A 15,123-nucleotide genomic window follows, 5' to 3' on the forward strand; every position below is an offset into this window, starting at 1 on the left:
GAGTATAACAGCTAAGCTCATCGTTTGTTTCGCTTAGGAAATAAAAAAACCCCTGAGGCCATAAGACGGCCAAGGCCGCCTTATGCGCACAGGGGATTTTTTTTGTAACAAAAGGTTAATTATGCCTTCGGCTGCTCACCGAACGGCGACAGCAGGCCGACCATCTGGCTGAAGATCTTCGGGCTGGCGGCGATGATGTCGCCCTTGTACAGGTAATCGGATTCGCCGCTGAACTCGCCGACGATGCCGCCCGATTCGGTCACCATCAAGGCGCCGGCGGCGATATCCCAAGGCTTCAGGCCTTTTTCGTAGAAACCGTCCAGGCGGCCGGCGGCCACATAGGCCAGGTCCAGCGCGGCGCTGCCCGGGCGGCGCACGCCGTGGCAGCGTTCGGCCATGATGCCGTACATCTTCAGGTATTCGTCCAGCGCCTTGGCGTTGCCGGCCACGTAGCCGGTCGACAGCAGCGCGTTGGCGATGCGGTCCAGCTTGGTGACGCGGATGCGCTTGTCGTTCAGGTAGGCGCCGGCGCCCTTGGTGGCGGTGAACAGGTCGTTGCGCACCGGGTCGTAGATGACGGCCTGGGTGATCACGCCGCGCTGCGACAGCGCGATCGAGATCGAGTATTGCGGGAAGCCGTGCATGAAGTTGGTGGTGCCATCGAGCGGGTCGATGATCCAGGTGTATTCAGTCTCGTCGTTGGCGTTCTTGGACGGGCCCGACTCTTCGCACAGGAAAGCGTGGTCGGGATAAGCTTTGGACAGCACCTCGACGATGGCCTGTTCGGCCGCCTGGTCGACGTCGGTGACGAAGTCCTTGTGGTTTTTCTCGGTGACGATGACGCGGTCGAGGTCGAACGACGCGCGGTTGATGACGGCGGCGGCGCGGCGGGCGGCTTTGATCGCCGTGTTGAGCATTGGGTGCATGTAAGCTTTTCCGTTAAAAGAACGCTAACGCCCACCGGGGGCCTCAGCCTGCCCGGCAGCACGAAAGTGTACAAGAGTGAATTAAAGAGCGGAGCGGCGACGACAGGGTAAAATCCCGGGGAATTTGTGTATCGATACCGCGCAATAGCGCTATTTTAAATGAACCTGCCTCAAATCAACACCAATCTTTTCAAACAGCGGTGATTTTATCCTGGCCAAGACCGCCGCCGCTATTTGTAGATGCCCGCGCCGATGACGAACTCGTCGGCCTTTTCGACATAGCTCGACTTGGCTTCCATCACCTTGCTGACGGGATTGGGCCATTTGTAGTCGACCCAGCCGTGGCCGCTCGTGTTGGCCACCTCGATGAAGCGCCGGACCTGGAACACCCCGTCCGGATCGCGCAGGTCGATCAGGACCTTGCCTATCATGCGCGGATTGTTGCCGATCGCGACACAGGTGCCGTTCATGTCGTAGACGAAGATATACAGGTTGCGGTCGACGAATTGCCCGCTGGGATTGTTGAATTCCGCAAAAGCCTTGTCCTTGCCGTTGGCCTTCAAATAGGCCACCGCCTTCTTGACCATGGCCACCGCCTCGTCGGCGCTGGCACGCCCGCCCGCATCGGCCGCCATGGCATTTGACATCATGCACGCCAGAACCAGCGTGACGGCCTTGAGAAAGTGTCGCATGAGATGCTCCCGGTTGGATGTGGCGGCCGGCGCGGCGGCGCCGTGCGGTCGGGTAAGTCCATGCTACGCCCTAAGTTTGCCGCTCACAAGAATAACCTTGGCGGCGCAGGCGCGCGCCAACAGGGTAAAATCCGGGTTTGCGCAGGGCCGGTTCGGCCGCTTGGCAATCTTGCAATTTGTGTATCGATACCGCGCGATAGCGCTATTTTAATTTAAATGAACCTGCCAGTAATCAACACCAACCTTTTCAAACAGCTGCGATTTATTCTGGTCGAGACCAGCCGCGCGGGTAATATCGGCGCCGTGGCGCGAGCCATGAAAACCATGGGTTTCAGCGATCTGGTGCTGGTGACGCCCCGCTTCGAGCACGCGCTGCAAGACCCGGAGGCGGTAGCCTTCGCCAGCGGCGCCGGCGACATCCTGGCCGGCGCGCGGGTGGTCGGCAGCATGGCCGAGGCGCTGGACGGCGTCAATTTCGCCGCCGCCGTGTCGGCCCGGCTGCGCGAATATTCGCCGCCGGTGCTGACCCCGCGCCAGGTGGCGGGGCAACTGGCGGACCAGCCTGAACTGCACGCCGCCCTCATTTTTGGCAACGAACGCTTCGGCCTGCCGAACGAGATCGTCGAGAAATGTAATGTTTTGATCAATATTCCAGCCAACCCGGACTACTCGTCGCTGAACCTGTCGCAGGCGGCGCAGGTGCTGGCCTACGAATGCCGGATGGCGGTGCTGGACGGCGCGCCGCCGGCTATGAACACACGCCAGCCGAGCGGCGACGCCAACGAGATCGGCTTCCAGGGCGAGGCCGCCAGCGCCGCGCAGATCGAAGGCATGTACCAGCACCTGGAGCAGTCGCTGGTGGAGATCGGCTTCCTCGACGCCGGCAATCCGCGCAAGCTGATGCCGCGCCTCAAGCGCATGTTCGCCCGCGCCCAGCTGGAAACGGAGGAAGTCAACATCCTGCGCGGCATCGCCCGCCATATGGTGGGCAAGCGCAAGGAGTGAGAGCCGCAACCGCCAAACAGTACGCCGGGTCCATGCGTTGGAATTGCTCCTTGTCGTTTTGATGCTTCGTCGTTTGCACTAAGCTTGGCAGACGCAAGGAGCTCCAATGCTGCTCAGAATACGGATTATTAATGGCCGGCCGATACACCGTGCAATGATCAAGAGGGTGGTTCGATGCATGCGCCAGGATCTGCGCGGTTATTTCCACCAGCGGAAAAGGCCGGAGTCAGTCCGGCTTCCCAATATCTATCAAGATCTGGAAGCCCGCCGATTTTTGAATTGGCAGTCCGCTGCCGCCTGCTGCTTTTCGTCTGAGGTTATTTTCGTGCGACGAAATCCCAGTCGCTCGACTTTGTTGGAGGAGGCAGGTCACGCTTTGCAGTTCCACCAAGGGATCTACAATGATATCGTGGGCTTGGGCGGAAACATGCTGGCTGATGTCGCGATGGAGTACATGATTGCAAGAGTTCTTCAGCAGAACGCCAAGCGGTGGGGCCTGCCCAGCGTCGAGAGGAATGAAACCAGCGCCAGGTTGCGGCGCTTCTTGAGCGCGGCGCGGAAACACGGAGGCCTGTCATGGGATATACGTTTGAAGTTACGAAGGTCAGAAAAGTCGATAATGCGCAAATTGGAATCCTGGACGGGAGAATTCTCGAAGGGCGGGTAAGGGCAGACTCCTCCGCTTTGCTGTTGCATGATGGGCAAAGCATACCCGTGCATGTCAAGGGTGTGCTCCTCTGTGGTGGCGATCGTTCTGACGGTTTGCTGAGCCTGACCATCGGGCTGGGTGAGCGTGCAATGAAACTGGTTGCAGCTGGAGACAAAATCCGCGCCTGATCCGACTAGACGCCTTACTCTATTTTTTGCGCGCAAGGTTGTCCGCCCGTTCACGTACACTAGCTGGATTAAAAAAACGAGACGGACGGAGACATGACTACCCGCAGATCTTTCCTCAAGATCGGCGCGGCCGCTGCGATCACCCTCGCAGTCGGCGGCGCCATCTATCGCCTGGCGAACCCGCCGGCGCTACCCCATCCCTTCGCGCTGGACGGCGACGCCAAGGCCGTGCTGGCCGCCATCGCGCCGGTCATGCTGGGCCCGGTGCTGCCGGCCGACGCGGCCGCGCGCGCGGCGGCGCTGGAGGCCGCCATGACGCGCACGCTGGCCGCCATCCACGGCCTGCCGCTGGGCACGCAAAAAGAAGTGCAGGACCTGTTCGGCCTGCTGGCGCTGGCGCCCGCGCGGCGCTTTCTGGCCGGCGTCTCCGGCAGCTGGGAGCAGGCCGCGCCGCAGCAGGTCGCGGCCTTCCTGGACAGCTGGCGCCATCATCGCCTCGACGCGCTGCAAACGGCCTACCTGGCCTTGCATGATCTGATCCTCGGCCCGTGGTATGCGGAGCCGTCGTCGTGGGCCGCGATCGGCTATCCCGGTCCGCTGAAGGAGCTGCAGAAATGACCAACACGAATATCCCGATCGCCGCCGCCAAGGGCACTATACCCGACCCGATCCGGGCCGGCCTGGCCGCCGGCTGGCGCGTCACCGACTGCGCCCGGCTGGACGCCGACCTGACGCTGGAGGCGGACGTGATCATCGTCGGCAGCGGCGCCGGCGGCGGCGTCAGCGCCGAGATCCTGGCGTTGTCCGGCCTGCGCGTGCTGATCGTCGAGGAGGGCGCGCTGCGCTCCTCGTCCGACTTCAACATGAAGGAGGCCGAAGCCTATCCGCAGCTGTACCAGGAATCGGCGGCACGCAAAACGCGCGACAAGGGCATCAACATCCTGCAGGGGCGCACCGTCGGCGGCACCACCACCGTCAACTGGACCAGCAGCTTCCGCACGCCCGACATCACGCTGGCGTATTGGACTAAACAGTATGGTTTAAAGGACTACACGCCGGAAAAACTGGCGCCGTGGTTCAGCATGATGGAGCAGCGCCTCAACATCAGCGACTGGGCCGCCGCGCCCAACGAGAACAACGACCTGCTGCGCCGCGGCGCCGCCAAGCTGGGCATCCCGACCGGGCTGATACGGCGCAACGTCAACGGTTGCTGGAACCTGGGCTACTGCGGCATGGGCTGCCCGACCAACGCCAAGCAGTCGATGCTGGTCACCACCATCCCGGGCGCGCTGACCCAGGGCGCGACCCTGTTGACGCGGGCGCGCGCCGAGCGCTTCGTGATCCAGGGCGACAAGGTGGCGCAGCTCGATTGCGTGGCGCTGGACGACGCCGGCCGCGCGCCGACCGGGCGCCGCCTCACGCTGCGCGCCAAACACTACATCGTCGCCGGCGGCGCCATCAATTCGCCGGCGCTGCTGCTGCGCTCGGGCGCGCCCGATCCGCACGGCCTGCTGGGCAAGCGCACCTTCCTGCATCCGGTGGTGATCTCGGCCGGCACCTTCGCGCAGCGCGTGGACGGCTACGCCGGCGCGCCGCAGACGGTGTACTCCGACCACTTCCTGCACGACCAGCCGATCGACGGCCCGATTGGCTACAAGCTGGAAGTGCCGCCGCTGCATCCGCTGCTGCTGGCCACCACCACCGCCGGCTTCGGCGCCCAGCACGCCGGCGACATGGCAGGCTTCCCGCACAAGCAGGCCATCCTGGCGCTGCTGCGCGACGGCTTCCACGCCGACGCGCCCGGCGGCAGCGTGGCGCTCGACAGCCACGGCGCGCCGGTGCTCGATTATCCGATCAGCGCATTCCTGTGGGACGGCGCGCGCCGCGCCTTCCTGACGATGGCCGAGATCCAGTTCGCCGCCGGCGCCCAGGACGTGTCGCCGGTGCACGAGTCGGCGCCGCGCTACACCAGCTGGGCGCAGGCCAAGGCCGGCATCGCCGCGCTGCCGCTCAAGCTGCTGGCGACGCGGGTGGTGTCGGCCCACGTGATGGGCGGCTGCACCATGTCCGACGACGAGCGCCAGGGCGTGTGCGGTGCCGACGGCCGCTACCACGGCCTGGCCAACCTGTCGGTGTATGACGGCTCGCTGTTCCCGACCTCGATCGGCGCCAATCCGCAGCTGTCGATCTACGGCGTGGTGGCGCGCCTGGCCAGCGGCCTGGCGCAGCAGCTGACCGGCAAGCCGGCGGCGCGGCCACAGCGCACCTGATCCGGCCGGCGGGGGTATGATGGCGGCATGATCAAACGCTGGATTATCCTGTTGCTGGCCGTGCAGGCCGGCGCCGCGCTGGCGCTGGCGGCGCTGTTGCACCAACTGTGGCGGCCCGCCTGGCAGGCTCCACTCAGTGCGCCGCTGACCGCGCTGGCCTATCTCGGCATCGGCCTGGCTGCCGTGCTGCTGGTGCGGCTGGCGCTGTCGGTCAATAATTTCCTGCTCAGCTCGCGCGCCGGCAAGGGCGATCCCACGCCGGCCGCGCATGCGCTCAATCCGGTCAGCGCCGCCGGCCTGTTCCTGCATGAATTCAGCGCCTCGATGCTGACCTCGACCTATTACATGCTGCGCCCGCTGGGCATGCAATTGCAGCCGCAGGCGCGCGGCCTGCCGGTGCTGCTGATCCACGGCTATGCCTGCAACAGCGGCTACTGGCGGCCGCTGAGCGCGCAACTGGCGCGGGCCGGCATCAGCCACTACGGCATCGACCTGGAGCCGCCGGGCGCCTCGATCGACACCTACGCGCCGCAAGTGCAGGCCGCCATCGAGCGGCTGTGCGCGGCGACTGGCAGCAAGCAAGTCATCATCGTCGGCCACAGCATGGGCGGCTTGGTGGCGCGCGCCTGGTTGCGCCGCTACGGCGCGGCCGCCGTGGCGCGCGTGATCACGCTGGGCACGCCCCATCACGGCACCGCGCTGGCCCATTTCGGACCGGGCGGCAACGCCGTGCAAATGCGCTACCGCAGCGAATGGCTGGCGGCGCTGGCGGCGTCTGAGGCTAATTTGCAACGGAGCCTGTTCAGCTCCATCTATTCTGTCCATGACAACATCGTCGCGCCGCAGGATTCCGGCGCGCTGCCGGGGGCGCGCAACCTGGTGTTCGGCGCCATCGGCCATGTGGCGCTGGGGCGCCACCCGGTCATCCTGCGTTGCGCCCTGGACGAAATCGCCGCCGTCGAAGGATTGTGATTTTGTGTGATTATTCGCGTTGCTGCTTACTGTATGTTTATTGGTGTGTAACCATCAATAGCAGGCGACAATGGCAATCGACTTCGGCACGCTGATCCTGAACGAAACGCCAGACGCTGTCGTGCTGACATCGCTGGAGGGCGAAGTCGTCTGCTGGACCAACGGCGCACAAGCCATCTTCGGCTACAGCAGTTCCGAAGCCCTGGGGCATAACCTGGCGGAGCTGATCGTACCCGCCGGGCTGGACCAGGACGAGCGCGCCGTGGTGCGGGAAACCCTGCAGTGCGGCGCCGCCAACTATGAATCGATGCGCCACGCCAAGGATGGCACGCTGGTCTACATCGACAGCTCGTCCAAGCTGGTGCACGACAGCGAAGGCCAGCCCGAATATATTTTGTGGAGTAAAAAAGACGTCACCGCCTTGAAGGTGCTGCGCGACGCCAAGCTGGTCCACGCGCGTTTCGCCGACCTGCTGGAGTCGCTGCCGGACGCCATCATCATGGCCAACGCCGCCGGCCGCATCGTGCTGGTCAACGCCCAGGCCGAGGCGCTGTTCGGCTACCCGCGCGGCGGCATGCGCGGCCTGGTGCTGGAACAGTTGATGCCACCCCGTTTTCGCCAGCGCCACGTGGCGCACCGCAACGCCTTTCATGAGCAGCCGGTGGTGCGCCCCATGGGCGGCGGCCGCGAGCTGTACGGCTTGCGCACCGACGGCGTCGAGTTCCCGGTGGAGATCAGCCTGAGCCCGGTCGTGACCGAGGAAGGCACGCTGGTGATGAGCGCGATCCGCGACACCAGCGAACGCAAACGGATCGAACGCTCGCTGCAGGAAAAGAACGCCGAACTGGCGCGCGCCAACGCCGCCAAGGACCGCTTCCTGACCGGCATGTCGCATGAATTACGCACGCCGTTGAACGCGATCATCGGTTTTACAGGTACTATGTTGATGAAGTTGCCTGGGCCAATCAATGATGACCAGGAAAAACAACTGCGGACCGTGCAAGGCAGCGCCCGACATCTGCTATCCTTGATCAACGACTTGCTGGAACTGACCCAGATTGAAACCGGCAGCCTGGTGCTCGACCTGAAACCAGTGTCATGCCGCGCGGTGATCGACGAGATATTATTGCTGTTTGAGCCACAGGCCCGGCACAAAGGGCTGGAACTGAATTTCGTCCGCGCGCAGGACGACCTGACCGTGGTCGCCGACCGCCGCGCGCTGCAACAGATACTGATGAATTTGCTCCACAACGCGATCAAGTTCACCGACCATGGCCGCATCGTGGTGCGGCTGGAGCAGGACGCCGTCCACGAGCGGGTCTGCGCGCTGATCAGCGTCAGCGACACCGGCACGGGCATAGTCGAAGGCGAGCGGGACGGGCTGTTCCAGGCCTTTTCCCAGCTCGACGCCTGCAAGGAACGGCAGCAGGAAGGCACCGGCCTGGGCCTGCACCTGAGCCAGCGCCTGGCGGCGATGCTGCACGGTGAGATCTTGTTTGAAAGTGAACCTGGCGTCGGGAGCATCTTCACCCTGGCGCTGCCGCTGGAACGATGAAATAGGAGAGCTCAACGTGTCGGCACGTATCCTGATCATAGAAGACAATGCCACCAACATGGAGTTGATGGTGTATCTGTTGCGCGCCTTTGGCTATGTGCCCTTGTCGGCCAGCGATGGCGAAGCCGGCGTCGCCGCGGCGCGGCGGGAAGTGCCGGACCTGATCATCTGCGACGTCCACCTGCCCAAGCTGGACGGCTACGGCGTGGTGGCCGCGCTCAAGTCCGATCCCGCGCTCCAGCACATCCCGACCCTGGCGGTGACGGCGCTGGCGATGGCCGGCGACCGCGAGAAACTGCTGGAGGCCGGCTTTGACGGCTACATCGGCAAGCCGGTCGAGCCGGACAGCTTCGTCAAGCAAATCGAGTCTTTCTTAGGCGGGGAAGTGTCGACCCCGGTTAAAAACGACGTCGCCACCATCCTGATCGTCGACGACCACGTACTGAACCGCGAATTCCTGATGACCCTGCTGGGCTACGGCGGCCACCGGCTGCTGGAGGCGGCCAACGGCGCCGAGGGCCTGACCATGGTGCGCGCCGAAAAGCCCGACCTGGTGATCTCCGACATCCTGATGCCGAACATGGACGGCTACGAGTTCGTCACCCGCCTGCACAGCGATCCGCAGACGGCCGACGTGCCGGTGATCTTCTACACCGCCACCTACCGCGAGCGCGAGGCGATGGCGGTGGCGCAGTCCTGCGGCGTGCGCTGGGTGCTGCCCAAGCCGTCCGATCCGGAGGTGATCCTGCGCACCGTGCACGAGGCGCTGGGCCTGGCCGCAGTGGCCGAGGACGAGCAGATGCCGTCGTTCACGCCGGAGCCGCCGCAGGAAGGGCGCTTCCACAACATCGACGACAAGGTGGCCGAATACCTGGGCGAGCTGGAGTCGAGCAGCCAGCTGCTGTCCAAGTTCGCCCACGAGACCGACGAGGCGGCGCCGGAAAACCTGACCCGCATGACGCAGCGGCTCACCAGTTCGCTCTCCAGCCTGCAGGCGGTGAGCCTGCGGCTGACCGCGCTGATCGAGCTGGGCATCGAGCTGGGCGCCGAGCGCGATCCCGGCGCGCTGGTGGAGATCGGCTGCCGGGTGGCGCAGAATATCTGCGTCTCCAAGTACGCCTGCATCGGCGTGCTGGAGCCGGGCGCGGCCGAGCTGGCGTACTTCGCCAGCTGCGGCGCCGGCGTGCCGGCCCGGCAGATCGCCTTGGCGCCGCGCGCCGGCGTGCTGCGCGGCCTGCTGGAACAGCGCCAGGCCTGCCGCATCAACGACCTGAGCGGCGACCCTGCCAACATCGGCCTGCCGCCCAGCCATCCGCCGGTGCATTCCTTCCTCGGCGTGCCGATCGCCTCGCGCGAGCGCATCCACGGCTGGCTGTACCTGGTCGACAAGCTGGGCGCCGACGGCTTTTCCGAAGTCGACGAGCGCGTGGCCGCCACGGTGGCCGCGCAGATTTCGGTGGCCTACGAAAACCTGCTGCTGTACGACGAAATCAAGCGCCACCACGCCCAGCTGACGCTGGACATGAACGCCCGCATCCGCCTCGACGAAGACCTGCGCCGCTTCCGGCTGGCGATGGACGCCACCGCCGACGCCATCTTCCTGGTCGACCGCGCCGGCATGTGCTTTGTCGACGTCAACGTCACCGCCTGCCGCATGCTGGGCTACGAGCGCGAGGACTTCCTCAAGGTCGGCCCCAACAAGTCCATCGAGGGCGAGCTGAACCGCCTGGAAGAGCTGTACGACAAGCTGCTGGCCGGCGACCAGAGCGGCGCCATGACCGAGCTGCTGCTGTACCGCAAGGACGGCTCGCCGCTGTCGGTGGAAGTGCAGCGGCGCACCTTGCGTTCCGGCCCCAGCTGGATACTGGTGGCGGTGGCGCGCGACATCACCGAGCGCAAGGAGGCCGAGCAGCGCCTGCTCAAGCTGGCCCACTTCGACACGCTGACCGGCCTGCCCAACCGCAGCCAGTTCTACGATTCGCTGAGCCACTCGCTGCGCCAGGCCAACGATCACAAGTGGTCGCTGGCGGTGCTGTTCCTCGACGTCGACCGCTTCAAGAACGTCAACGACACCCTGGGCCACACCATCGGCGACGAGCTGCTGCGGCAGTTCTCCAGCCGGCTGGTCGACTGCCTGCGGGTGCGCGACACCATCGGCCGCTTCGGCGGCGACGAATTCGCCGCCATCCTGATGCTGCCCGAGGGCGCGCAGAACGCCATCGCCGTGGTCGACAAGATCCGCGAATCGATGCGCCGGCCGTTCGACCTCAAGGGCCATGAAGTGACGGTCACGGCCAGCATCGGCATCTCGGTCTACCCGGACGACGGCGCCGATCCCGACACGCTGATCCAGTACGCCGACACCGCCATGTACCGCGCCAAGGAAGCCGGGCGCGACGCGTTCCGCTTCTTCACCTCGGAGATGAACGCGCAATCGCTGGCGCGGCTGGACCTGGAGAACGCGCTGCGGCGGGCCATCGACAACGAGGAATTCGTGCTGCACTTCCAGCCCAAGGTCCACATCGGCACCGGCCGCATCAGCGGCGCCGAGGCGCTGATACGTTGGAAACGGCCGGGCCACGGCATGGTGTCGCCGGCGCTGTTCATTCCCATCCTGGAAGAGACCGGGCTGATCGTGCGGGTCGGCACCTGGGTGCTCAACGAAGCCTGCCGCAAGATCGCCGAATGGGGCCGGTCGGGCGTGGGCGCGGTGCACCTGTCGGTCAACGTCTCGGGCATCCAGTTCTTCGTCGGCGGCCTGGAGGAAGAGGTGCTGAAGGCGATCAAGGAGCACGACATCGCGCCCGAACTGCTGGAGCTGGAGCTGACCGAAAGCTCGCTGATGTCCAACGCGGAAGAGACCATCACCGTGTTGCAGAACCTGAAGGCGCTCGGCATCCAGATCTCGATCGACGATTTCGGCACCGGCTATTCCTCGCTGGCCTACCTGAAGCGTTTCCCGATCGACAAGCTGAAGATCGACATCGCCTTCGTGCGCGAAGTGACCAGCAACCCGGACGACGCCGCCATCGTGCTGGCCATCATCAACATGGCGCACAGCATGAAGCTGGAAGTGATCGCCGAGGGCGTGGAGAAGGATGCGCAACTGGCCTACCTGCGCCGCCACGGCTGCGACGAGATGCAAGGTTATTACTTCAGCCGTCCGCTGCCGGAAGACGACTTTGAAACGATGTTGCGCGAAGGCCGCTTCCTGCAGGCGCCGGCCGATGAGAACGTGGTCGAACAGCAGACCCTGCTGATCGTCGACGACGACGCCTTCATGCTCGACGTGCTGACCGACTTCCTGTCGCAGGACGGCTACCGCATCCTGACCGCGCAGACCGCGGCCGAGGGCTTCGACATCCTGGCCCAGAACCGGGTGCAGGTGATCCTGTGCGACCAGTGCATGCCCTTGATGAGCGGCACCGAGTTCATGGAGCGCGTCAAGAACCTGGCGCCGGACACCTTCCGCATCATGCTGTCGGCCTATGCCGACCTGACGCCGATCATGGCCGCCATCAACCACGGCGCCATCGACCGCTTCTACACCAAGCCGTGGAAGGGCGCGGTGCTGCGCGAGAACATCCGCGAAGGCTTCCGCCTGCATGCGCAGGTGCACGGTGGCCACGCGCCGGCGCTGCCGGTGCAGCCGGTCACCGAAGACATCAAGGAGTGAGTTTGGGCCTGCTCGATTTTTTCACGTCCACACCAACCGAAGAGAAATTTGCCCGACTTGCGCTGAAGGCTTTCGCCGACAGCGGCCACGCGGGGCCGCTCAGCTATGACGCCAGCGAATTCCGCCTGGTCGGCGGCAGCGGCGGTACCGAGATCTACAACCTGCACAATGCCTACCGCGATTACTGCGACGCCCAGCGCAGGCAGCGGCCCGAGGTGTTGGCCCACTACATCCGCAGCATGCAGGCGCCGGCCATGCCGGCCACCTTTGCCGAGGCGCGCGCCGGCCTGCGCCCGGTGCTGCGCGGGCGCTCCATGCTCGAGTACATGCGCTTGATGCAGGCCGACCAGCGCGCGTCGCAGCCGTTCAAGCAAGGCTCGGCGCCGTTCAGCGCGGACAGCGTGCTGATGCTCGCCTACGACAGTCCGCATTCGATCCAGACCCTGTCGCACACCGCGCTGTCGGACTGGGGCGTGTCCTTCGACGTGGCGCTGTCGGCCGCGCTCGACAACCTGCGCGACATGACGGTGGCCAACTTCGTGCGGGTGGCGCCCGGCCTGCTGCTGGCGGCCTGGGACGATTCGTACGAAGCCTCGCGCATCCTGCTGGCCGACCTGTTTTTCCGGCTGGAGGTGGGCGGCGATCCGGTGGTCATGATCCCGACCCGCAACCGGCTGCTGGTGGCCTCGTCCAACGACAGCGCGGCGCAGCTGGCCATGCTGGCCTTGTCGCGCAGCTACGCCAGCGAGGAGGGCCGCAGCATTTCCGCGCTGATGTACCGCTTCGAGCAGGGCAAGGCGGTGGCCTACCTGCCGGCGGACGCGGAAGTGCAGGCCGAGTTGGCGCAACTGAAAAAAATCTACCTGGCCGACGATTACGCCTCGCAAAAGCAGCTGCTGGACAAAGCCAACGAGCAGAACGAGGTCGACATCTTCGTCGCCACCTGCCAGCTGGTGCAGAAGAAGGAGGGCGGACACCTGATCAGCTATGGGGTCTGGACCGAGGGCGTCGACACGCTGCTGCCGGAGGTGGACCTGGTGGCGCTGGTGCGGCCGGACGATGGCCGCGAACACGGCGCCGGCGCCCCCAAGCTGGTAGCCTGGGACGACCTGCGCGCCAGCATCCAGGAGCTGACGCACAGCGTGGAGGGCTACCCGGCCCGCTACCGCCTGCGCAACTTCCCCAGCCAGGACCAGTTCGACGCGCTGACGGCGCGCGAATTCTGATCGGCATGGCCTGTCAGCAAGATCTGGCTTACTATCGAGCTTGTGAAGGTCGAGTTCGAGGTAGAAGATGCGCATGATGTCTAGTTTGTCCATATTGCTGCTGGTCGCCGGCATGGCGTCCGCCGCGCCGGACGGGCCTGCGCTGAAGATCTACGGCATGGACAGCAAGCCGATCAGCTACACCGACAGCGGCCAGCCGGCCGGCCTGGCGGTCGAGCTGGTGCGCCGCATCCAGGAAAAACTGGGCCGGCACGACGCGATCGACATCGTGCCGTGGGCGCGCGCCCAGACCTTGGCCGAAGCCGTCCCCAACGTCATGCTGCTGACGGTGGTGCGCACCCCGGAGCGCGAGCGGCAGATGCAGTTCGTCGGTCCGATCTTCACCTCGCGCCTGGTGGCCTACGTGGTCAAGGGACGGCTGGCCGAGCTGCAGCGGCGCGATCCCGGGCTGTACAAGTCGCACGCCGGCGCGCGCCGCGGCAGCATCTTCGCCAACATGGCGCGCGGGCTGGGCTTCAATGTCACCGACGAAACCAATACCTCCGAAATCGCCGCCAAGATGCTGATGAGCGGACGCTTCGAGCTGTGGTTCGACGGCGAGGAACTGATGCCGGGCGCCATGGAGCGCGCCGGCCACCATCCGGACGAGATCGAGGTGGCGCTGCGGCTGGGCACGGCCGAGGTGTATTTCGCCTTTTCCAACGGCACGCCGCAAGAGCTGGTCGAGGCCTGGGCCGGCGCGCTGCGCGAGCTCAAGCGGGACGGCAGCCTGCTGAAAATCCAGCGCAAGTGGCTGGCCGCGCCTCCCGAGCATTAGAAAACGTGCTCTAGTTTTGCCGACTACAATCGAAGCTCGGCAATGCACACTTGGGAAGTTCACATGGCAAAGAAGTTGAAGCGCAATGAAGACCAGCAAACCGCTGACGTGGTACGCATGTCCTCGCAGGAGATCTGGCAGGCCGGCCTGAGCGCCTTCGCCAAGGCGCAGGAAGAGGAGGGCAAGTTCTTCTCCATGCAGCTGTTCGAGGAGCGTGTGCTGCGCGCGCTGAGCTCGATCGGCGTGCCGACCGCCGGCGAAGTGGCCGCGCTGCACCGGCGCATCGACGAGCTGACCTTGCAGGTGGCGGCGCTGCGCGCGGCGGAAAAACTGAAGAATAGCCGGCGTTAGCCCGGTTTGGCCGCATCTTGCGGCATCTGGGCGGCATGTGCGCGTAAAAGCACGCACGGATGTTTCTAAGATAGTCTCATCGGTGTTATGCTTGCAGGAGAATAAACAGAGGTTTCCTTGCTATGCTACAAAAAGCACCCCGCCGTACCCGCGAACGCATACTCGAACTGTCGCTGCGCTTGTTTAATGAGTTCGGCGAACCCAACATCACCACCACGGTGATCGCCGAAGAGATGAATATCTCGCCGGGGAATCTGTACTACCATTTCCGCAACAAGGACGACATCGTCAACTCGATCTTCGTCCAGTTCGAGGCCGAGATCGAGCGCATCCTGACCGTGCCCAACGGCCGCCGCTCGAACATCGAGGACGTGTGGCTGTACCTGCACCTGATGTTCGAACTGATCTGGCGCTACCGCTTCTTCTACCGCGACCTCAACGACCTGCTGTCGCGCAACCGCAAGCTGGAGCTGCACTTCAAGCAGATCCTGGCGCACAAGATCAAGGTCGCCAAGCAGCTGTGCGAAGACCTGCGCAGCGAAAAATCGCTGGAAGCCTCCGACACCGCCATCGACGCCATGGCCACCAATATGGTGGTGGTGGCGACCTATTGGCTGTCCTACGAATACGTGCGCAACCCGCGCAAATACAGCGAGCAGCAATCGATGGCCGACGCGCTGGCGCGCGGCTGCTACCAGGTGTTGTCGCAGATCGGTCCCTACCTGCGCAACGAAACCAGTTTGCTGTTCCAGAAACTGTCCGAAGAATACCTGAAGAAGCTCAAGTAAGCCGACGG

At 64.6% G+C, this 15,123-nt stretch carries 13 protein-coding genes; 11 read left to right on the plus strand and 2 right to left on the minus strand.

Annotation, left to right across the window (positions count from 1 at the left end; all coding sequences use genetic code 11):
- Positions 1-119: 119 nt before the first annotated feature.
- Positions 120-917 (minus strand): inositol monophosphatase family protein, encoded by a 798-nt coding sequence (locus AC07OK_RS12125; RefSeq protein ID WP_492927337.1) that lies wholly within the window; start codon positions 915-917, stop codon positions 120-122.
- Between the two features lie 239 nt (positions 918-1,156).
- Positions 1,157-1,618 (minus strand): cache domain-containing protein, encoded by a 462-nt coding sequence (locus tag AC07OK_RS12130; protein WP_494690539.1) that lies wholly within the window; start codon positions 1,616-1,618, stop codon positions 1,157-1,159.
- 216 nt (positions 1,619-1,834) lie between these two features.
- Between AC07OK_RS12130 and AC07OK_RS12135 the strand changes: the two genes are divergently transcribed.
- The 11 genes from AC07OK_RS12135 (at position 1,835) to AC07OK_RS12185 (ending at position 15,115) form a co-directional block, all read left to right on the plus strand.
- On the plus strand, positions 1,835-2,623 hold the full coding sequence (locus AC07OK_RS12135) for an RNA methyltransferase (protein WP_494690540.1): 789 nt from the start codon (positions 1,835-1,837) through the stop codon (positions 2,621-2,623).
- A gap of 576 nt (positions 2,624-3,199) precedes the next feature.
- Positions 3,200-3,460: a hypothetical protein gene (locus AC07OK_RS12140; protein ID WP_494690541.1), complete on the plus strand. Its 261-nt coding sequence runs from the start codon at positions 3,200-3,202 to the stop codon at positions 3,458-3,460.
- A 93-nt stretch (positions 3,461-3,553) separates the two neighbouring features.
- Positions 3,554-4,078, plus strand: coding sequence for a twin-arginine translocation signal domain-containing protein (locus tag AC07OK_RS12145; protein WP_494690542.1), 525 nt, complete (start codon positions 3,554-3,556; stop codon positions 4,076-4,078).
- Positions 4,075-5,730, plus strand: a complete 1,656-nt coding sequence (locus AC07OK_RS12150) for a GMC family oxidoreductase N-terminal domain-containing protein (protein ID WP_494690543.1) — start codon at positions 4,075-4,077, stop codon at positions 5,728-5,730. The genes AC07OK_RS12145 and AC07OK_RS12150 overlap by 4 nt, the downstream gene beginning before the upstream one ends.
- Positions 5,731-5,757: 27 nt before the next feature.
- Positions 5,758-6,702 carry an esterase/lipase family protein gene (locus tag AC07OK_RS12155; RefSeq protein WP_494690544.1) on the plus strand — a complete coding sequence of 315 codons (945 nt, stop codon included), beginning with the start codon at positions 5,758-5,760 and terminating at the stop codon, positions 6,700-6,702.
- 70 nt (positions 6,703-6,772) lie between these two features.
- A complete protein-coding gene (locus AC07OK_RS12160; protein WP_494690545.1) occupies positions 6,773-8,257 on the plus strand; it encodes a PAS domain-containing sensor histidine kinase in 1,485 nt (494 codons plus the stop codon).
- A gap of 16 nt (positions 8,258-8,273) precedes the next feature.
- Positions 8,274-11,933 (plus strand): EAL domain-containing protein, encoded by a 3,660-nt coding sequence (locus AC07OK_RS12165; protein ID WP_494690546.1) that lies wholly within the window; start codon positions 8,274-8,276, stop codon positions 11,931-11,933.
- The gene (locus tag AC07OK_RS12170; protein ID WP_494690547.1) at positions 11,930-13,159 is read left to right on the plus strand and encodes a DUF1444 domain-containing protein; all 1,230 of its coding nucleotides are present in this window, start codon (positions 11,930-11,932) and stop codon (positions 13,157-13,159) included. Before AC07OK_RS12165 ends, AC07OK_RS12170 begins: the two co-directional genes overlap by 4 nt.
- 73 nt (positions 13,160-13,232) lie before the next feature.
- Complete coding sequence (locus AC07OK_RS12175; RefSeq protein WP_494690548.1) at positions 13,233-13,976, plus strand: substrate-binding periplasmic protein; 744 nt, start codon at positions 13,233-13,235, stop codon at positions 13,974-13,976.
- 63 nt (positions 13,977-14,039) lie between these two features.
- A complete protein-coding gene (locus tag AC07OK_RS12180) occupies positions 14,040-14,327 on the plus strand; it encodes a phasin family protein (protein ID WP_494690549.1) in 288 nt (95 codons plus the stop codon).
- Positions 14,328-14,449: 122 nt separating this feature from the next.
- Complete coding sequence (locus AC07OK_RS12185; protein WP_008446927.1) at positions 14,450-15,115, plus strand: TetR/AcrR family transcriptional regulator; 666 nt, start codon at positions 14,450-14,452, stop codon at positions 15,113-15,115.
- Positions 15,116-15,123 lie beyond the last annotated feature (8 nt).

The organism is Duganella sp. GW821-FHT07G03, assembly GCF_059418605.1.

Coding starts and splice junctions, on each gene's coding strand:
- AC07OK_RS12125 (WP_492927337.1), bottom strand. CDS start 917: ATGCTCAACACGGCGATCAAAGCCGCCCGCCGCGCCGCCGCCGTCATC.
- AC07OK_RS12130 (WP_494690539.1), bottom strand. CDS start 1,618: ATGCGACACTTTCTCAAGGCCGTCACGCTGGTTCTGGCGTGCATGATG.
- AC07OK_RS12135 (WP_494690540.1), top strand. CDS start 1,835: ATGAACCTGCCAGTAATCAACACCAACCTTTTCAAACAGCTGCGATTT.
- AC07OK_RS12140 (WP_494690541.1), top strand. CDS start 3,200: ATGGGATATACGTTTGAAGTTACGAAGGTCAGAAAAGTCGATAATGCG.
- AC07OK_RS12145 (WP_494690542.1), top strand. CDS start 3,554: ATGACTACCCGCAGATCTTTCCTCAAGATCGGCGCGGCCGCTGCGATC.
- AC07OK_RS12150 (WP_494690543.1), top strand. CDS start 4,075: ATGACCAACACGAATATCCCGATCGCCGCCGCCAAGGGCACTATACCC.
- AC07OK_RS12155 (WP_494690544.1), top strand. CDS start 5,758: ATGATCAAACGCTGGATTATCCTGTTGCTGGCCGTGCAGGCCGGCGCC.
- AC07OK_RS12160 (WP_494690545.1), top strand. CDS start 6,773: ATGGCAATCGACTTCGGCACGCTGATCCTGAACGAAACGCCAGACGCT.
- AC07OK_RS12175 (WP_494690548.1), top strand. CDS start 13,233: ATGATGTCTAGTTTGTCCATATTGCTGCTGGTCGCCGGCATGGCGTCC.
- AC07OK_RS12180 (WP_494690549.1), top strand. CDS start 14,040: ATGGCAAAGAAGTTGAAGCGCAATGAAGACCAGCAAACCGCTGACGTG.
- AC07OK_RS12185 (WP_008446927.1), top strand. CDS start 14,450: ATGCTACAAAAAGCACCCCGCCGTACCCGCGAACGCATACTCGAACTG.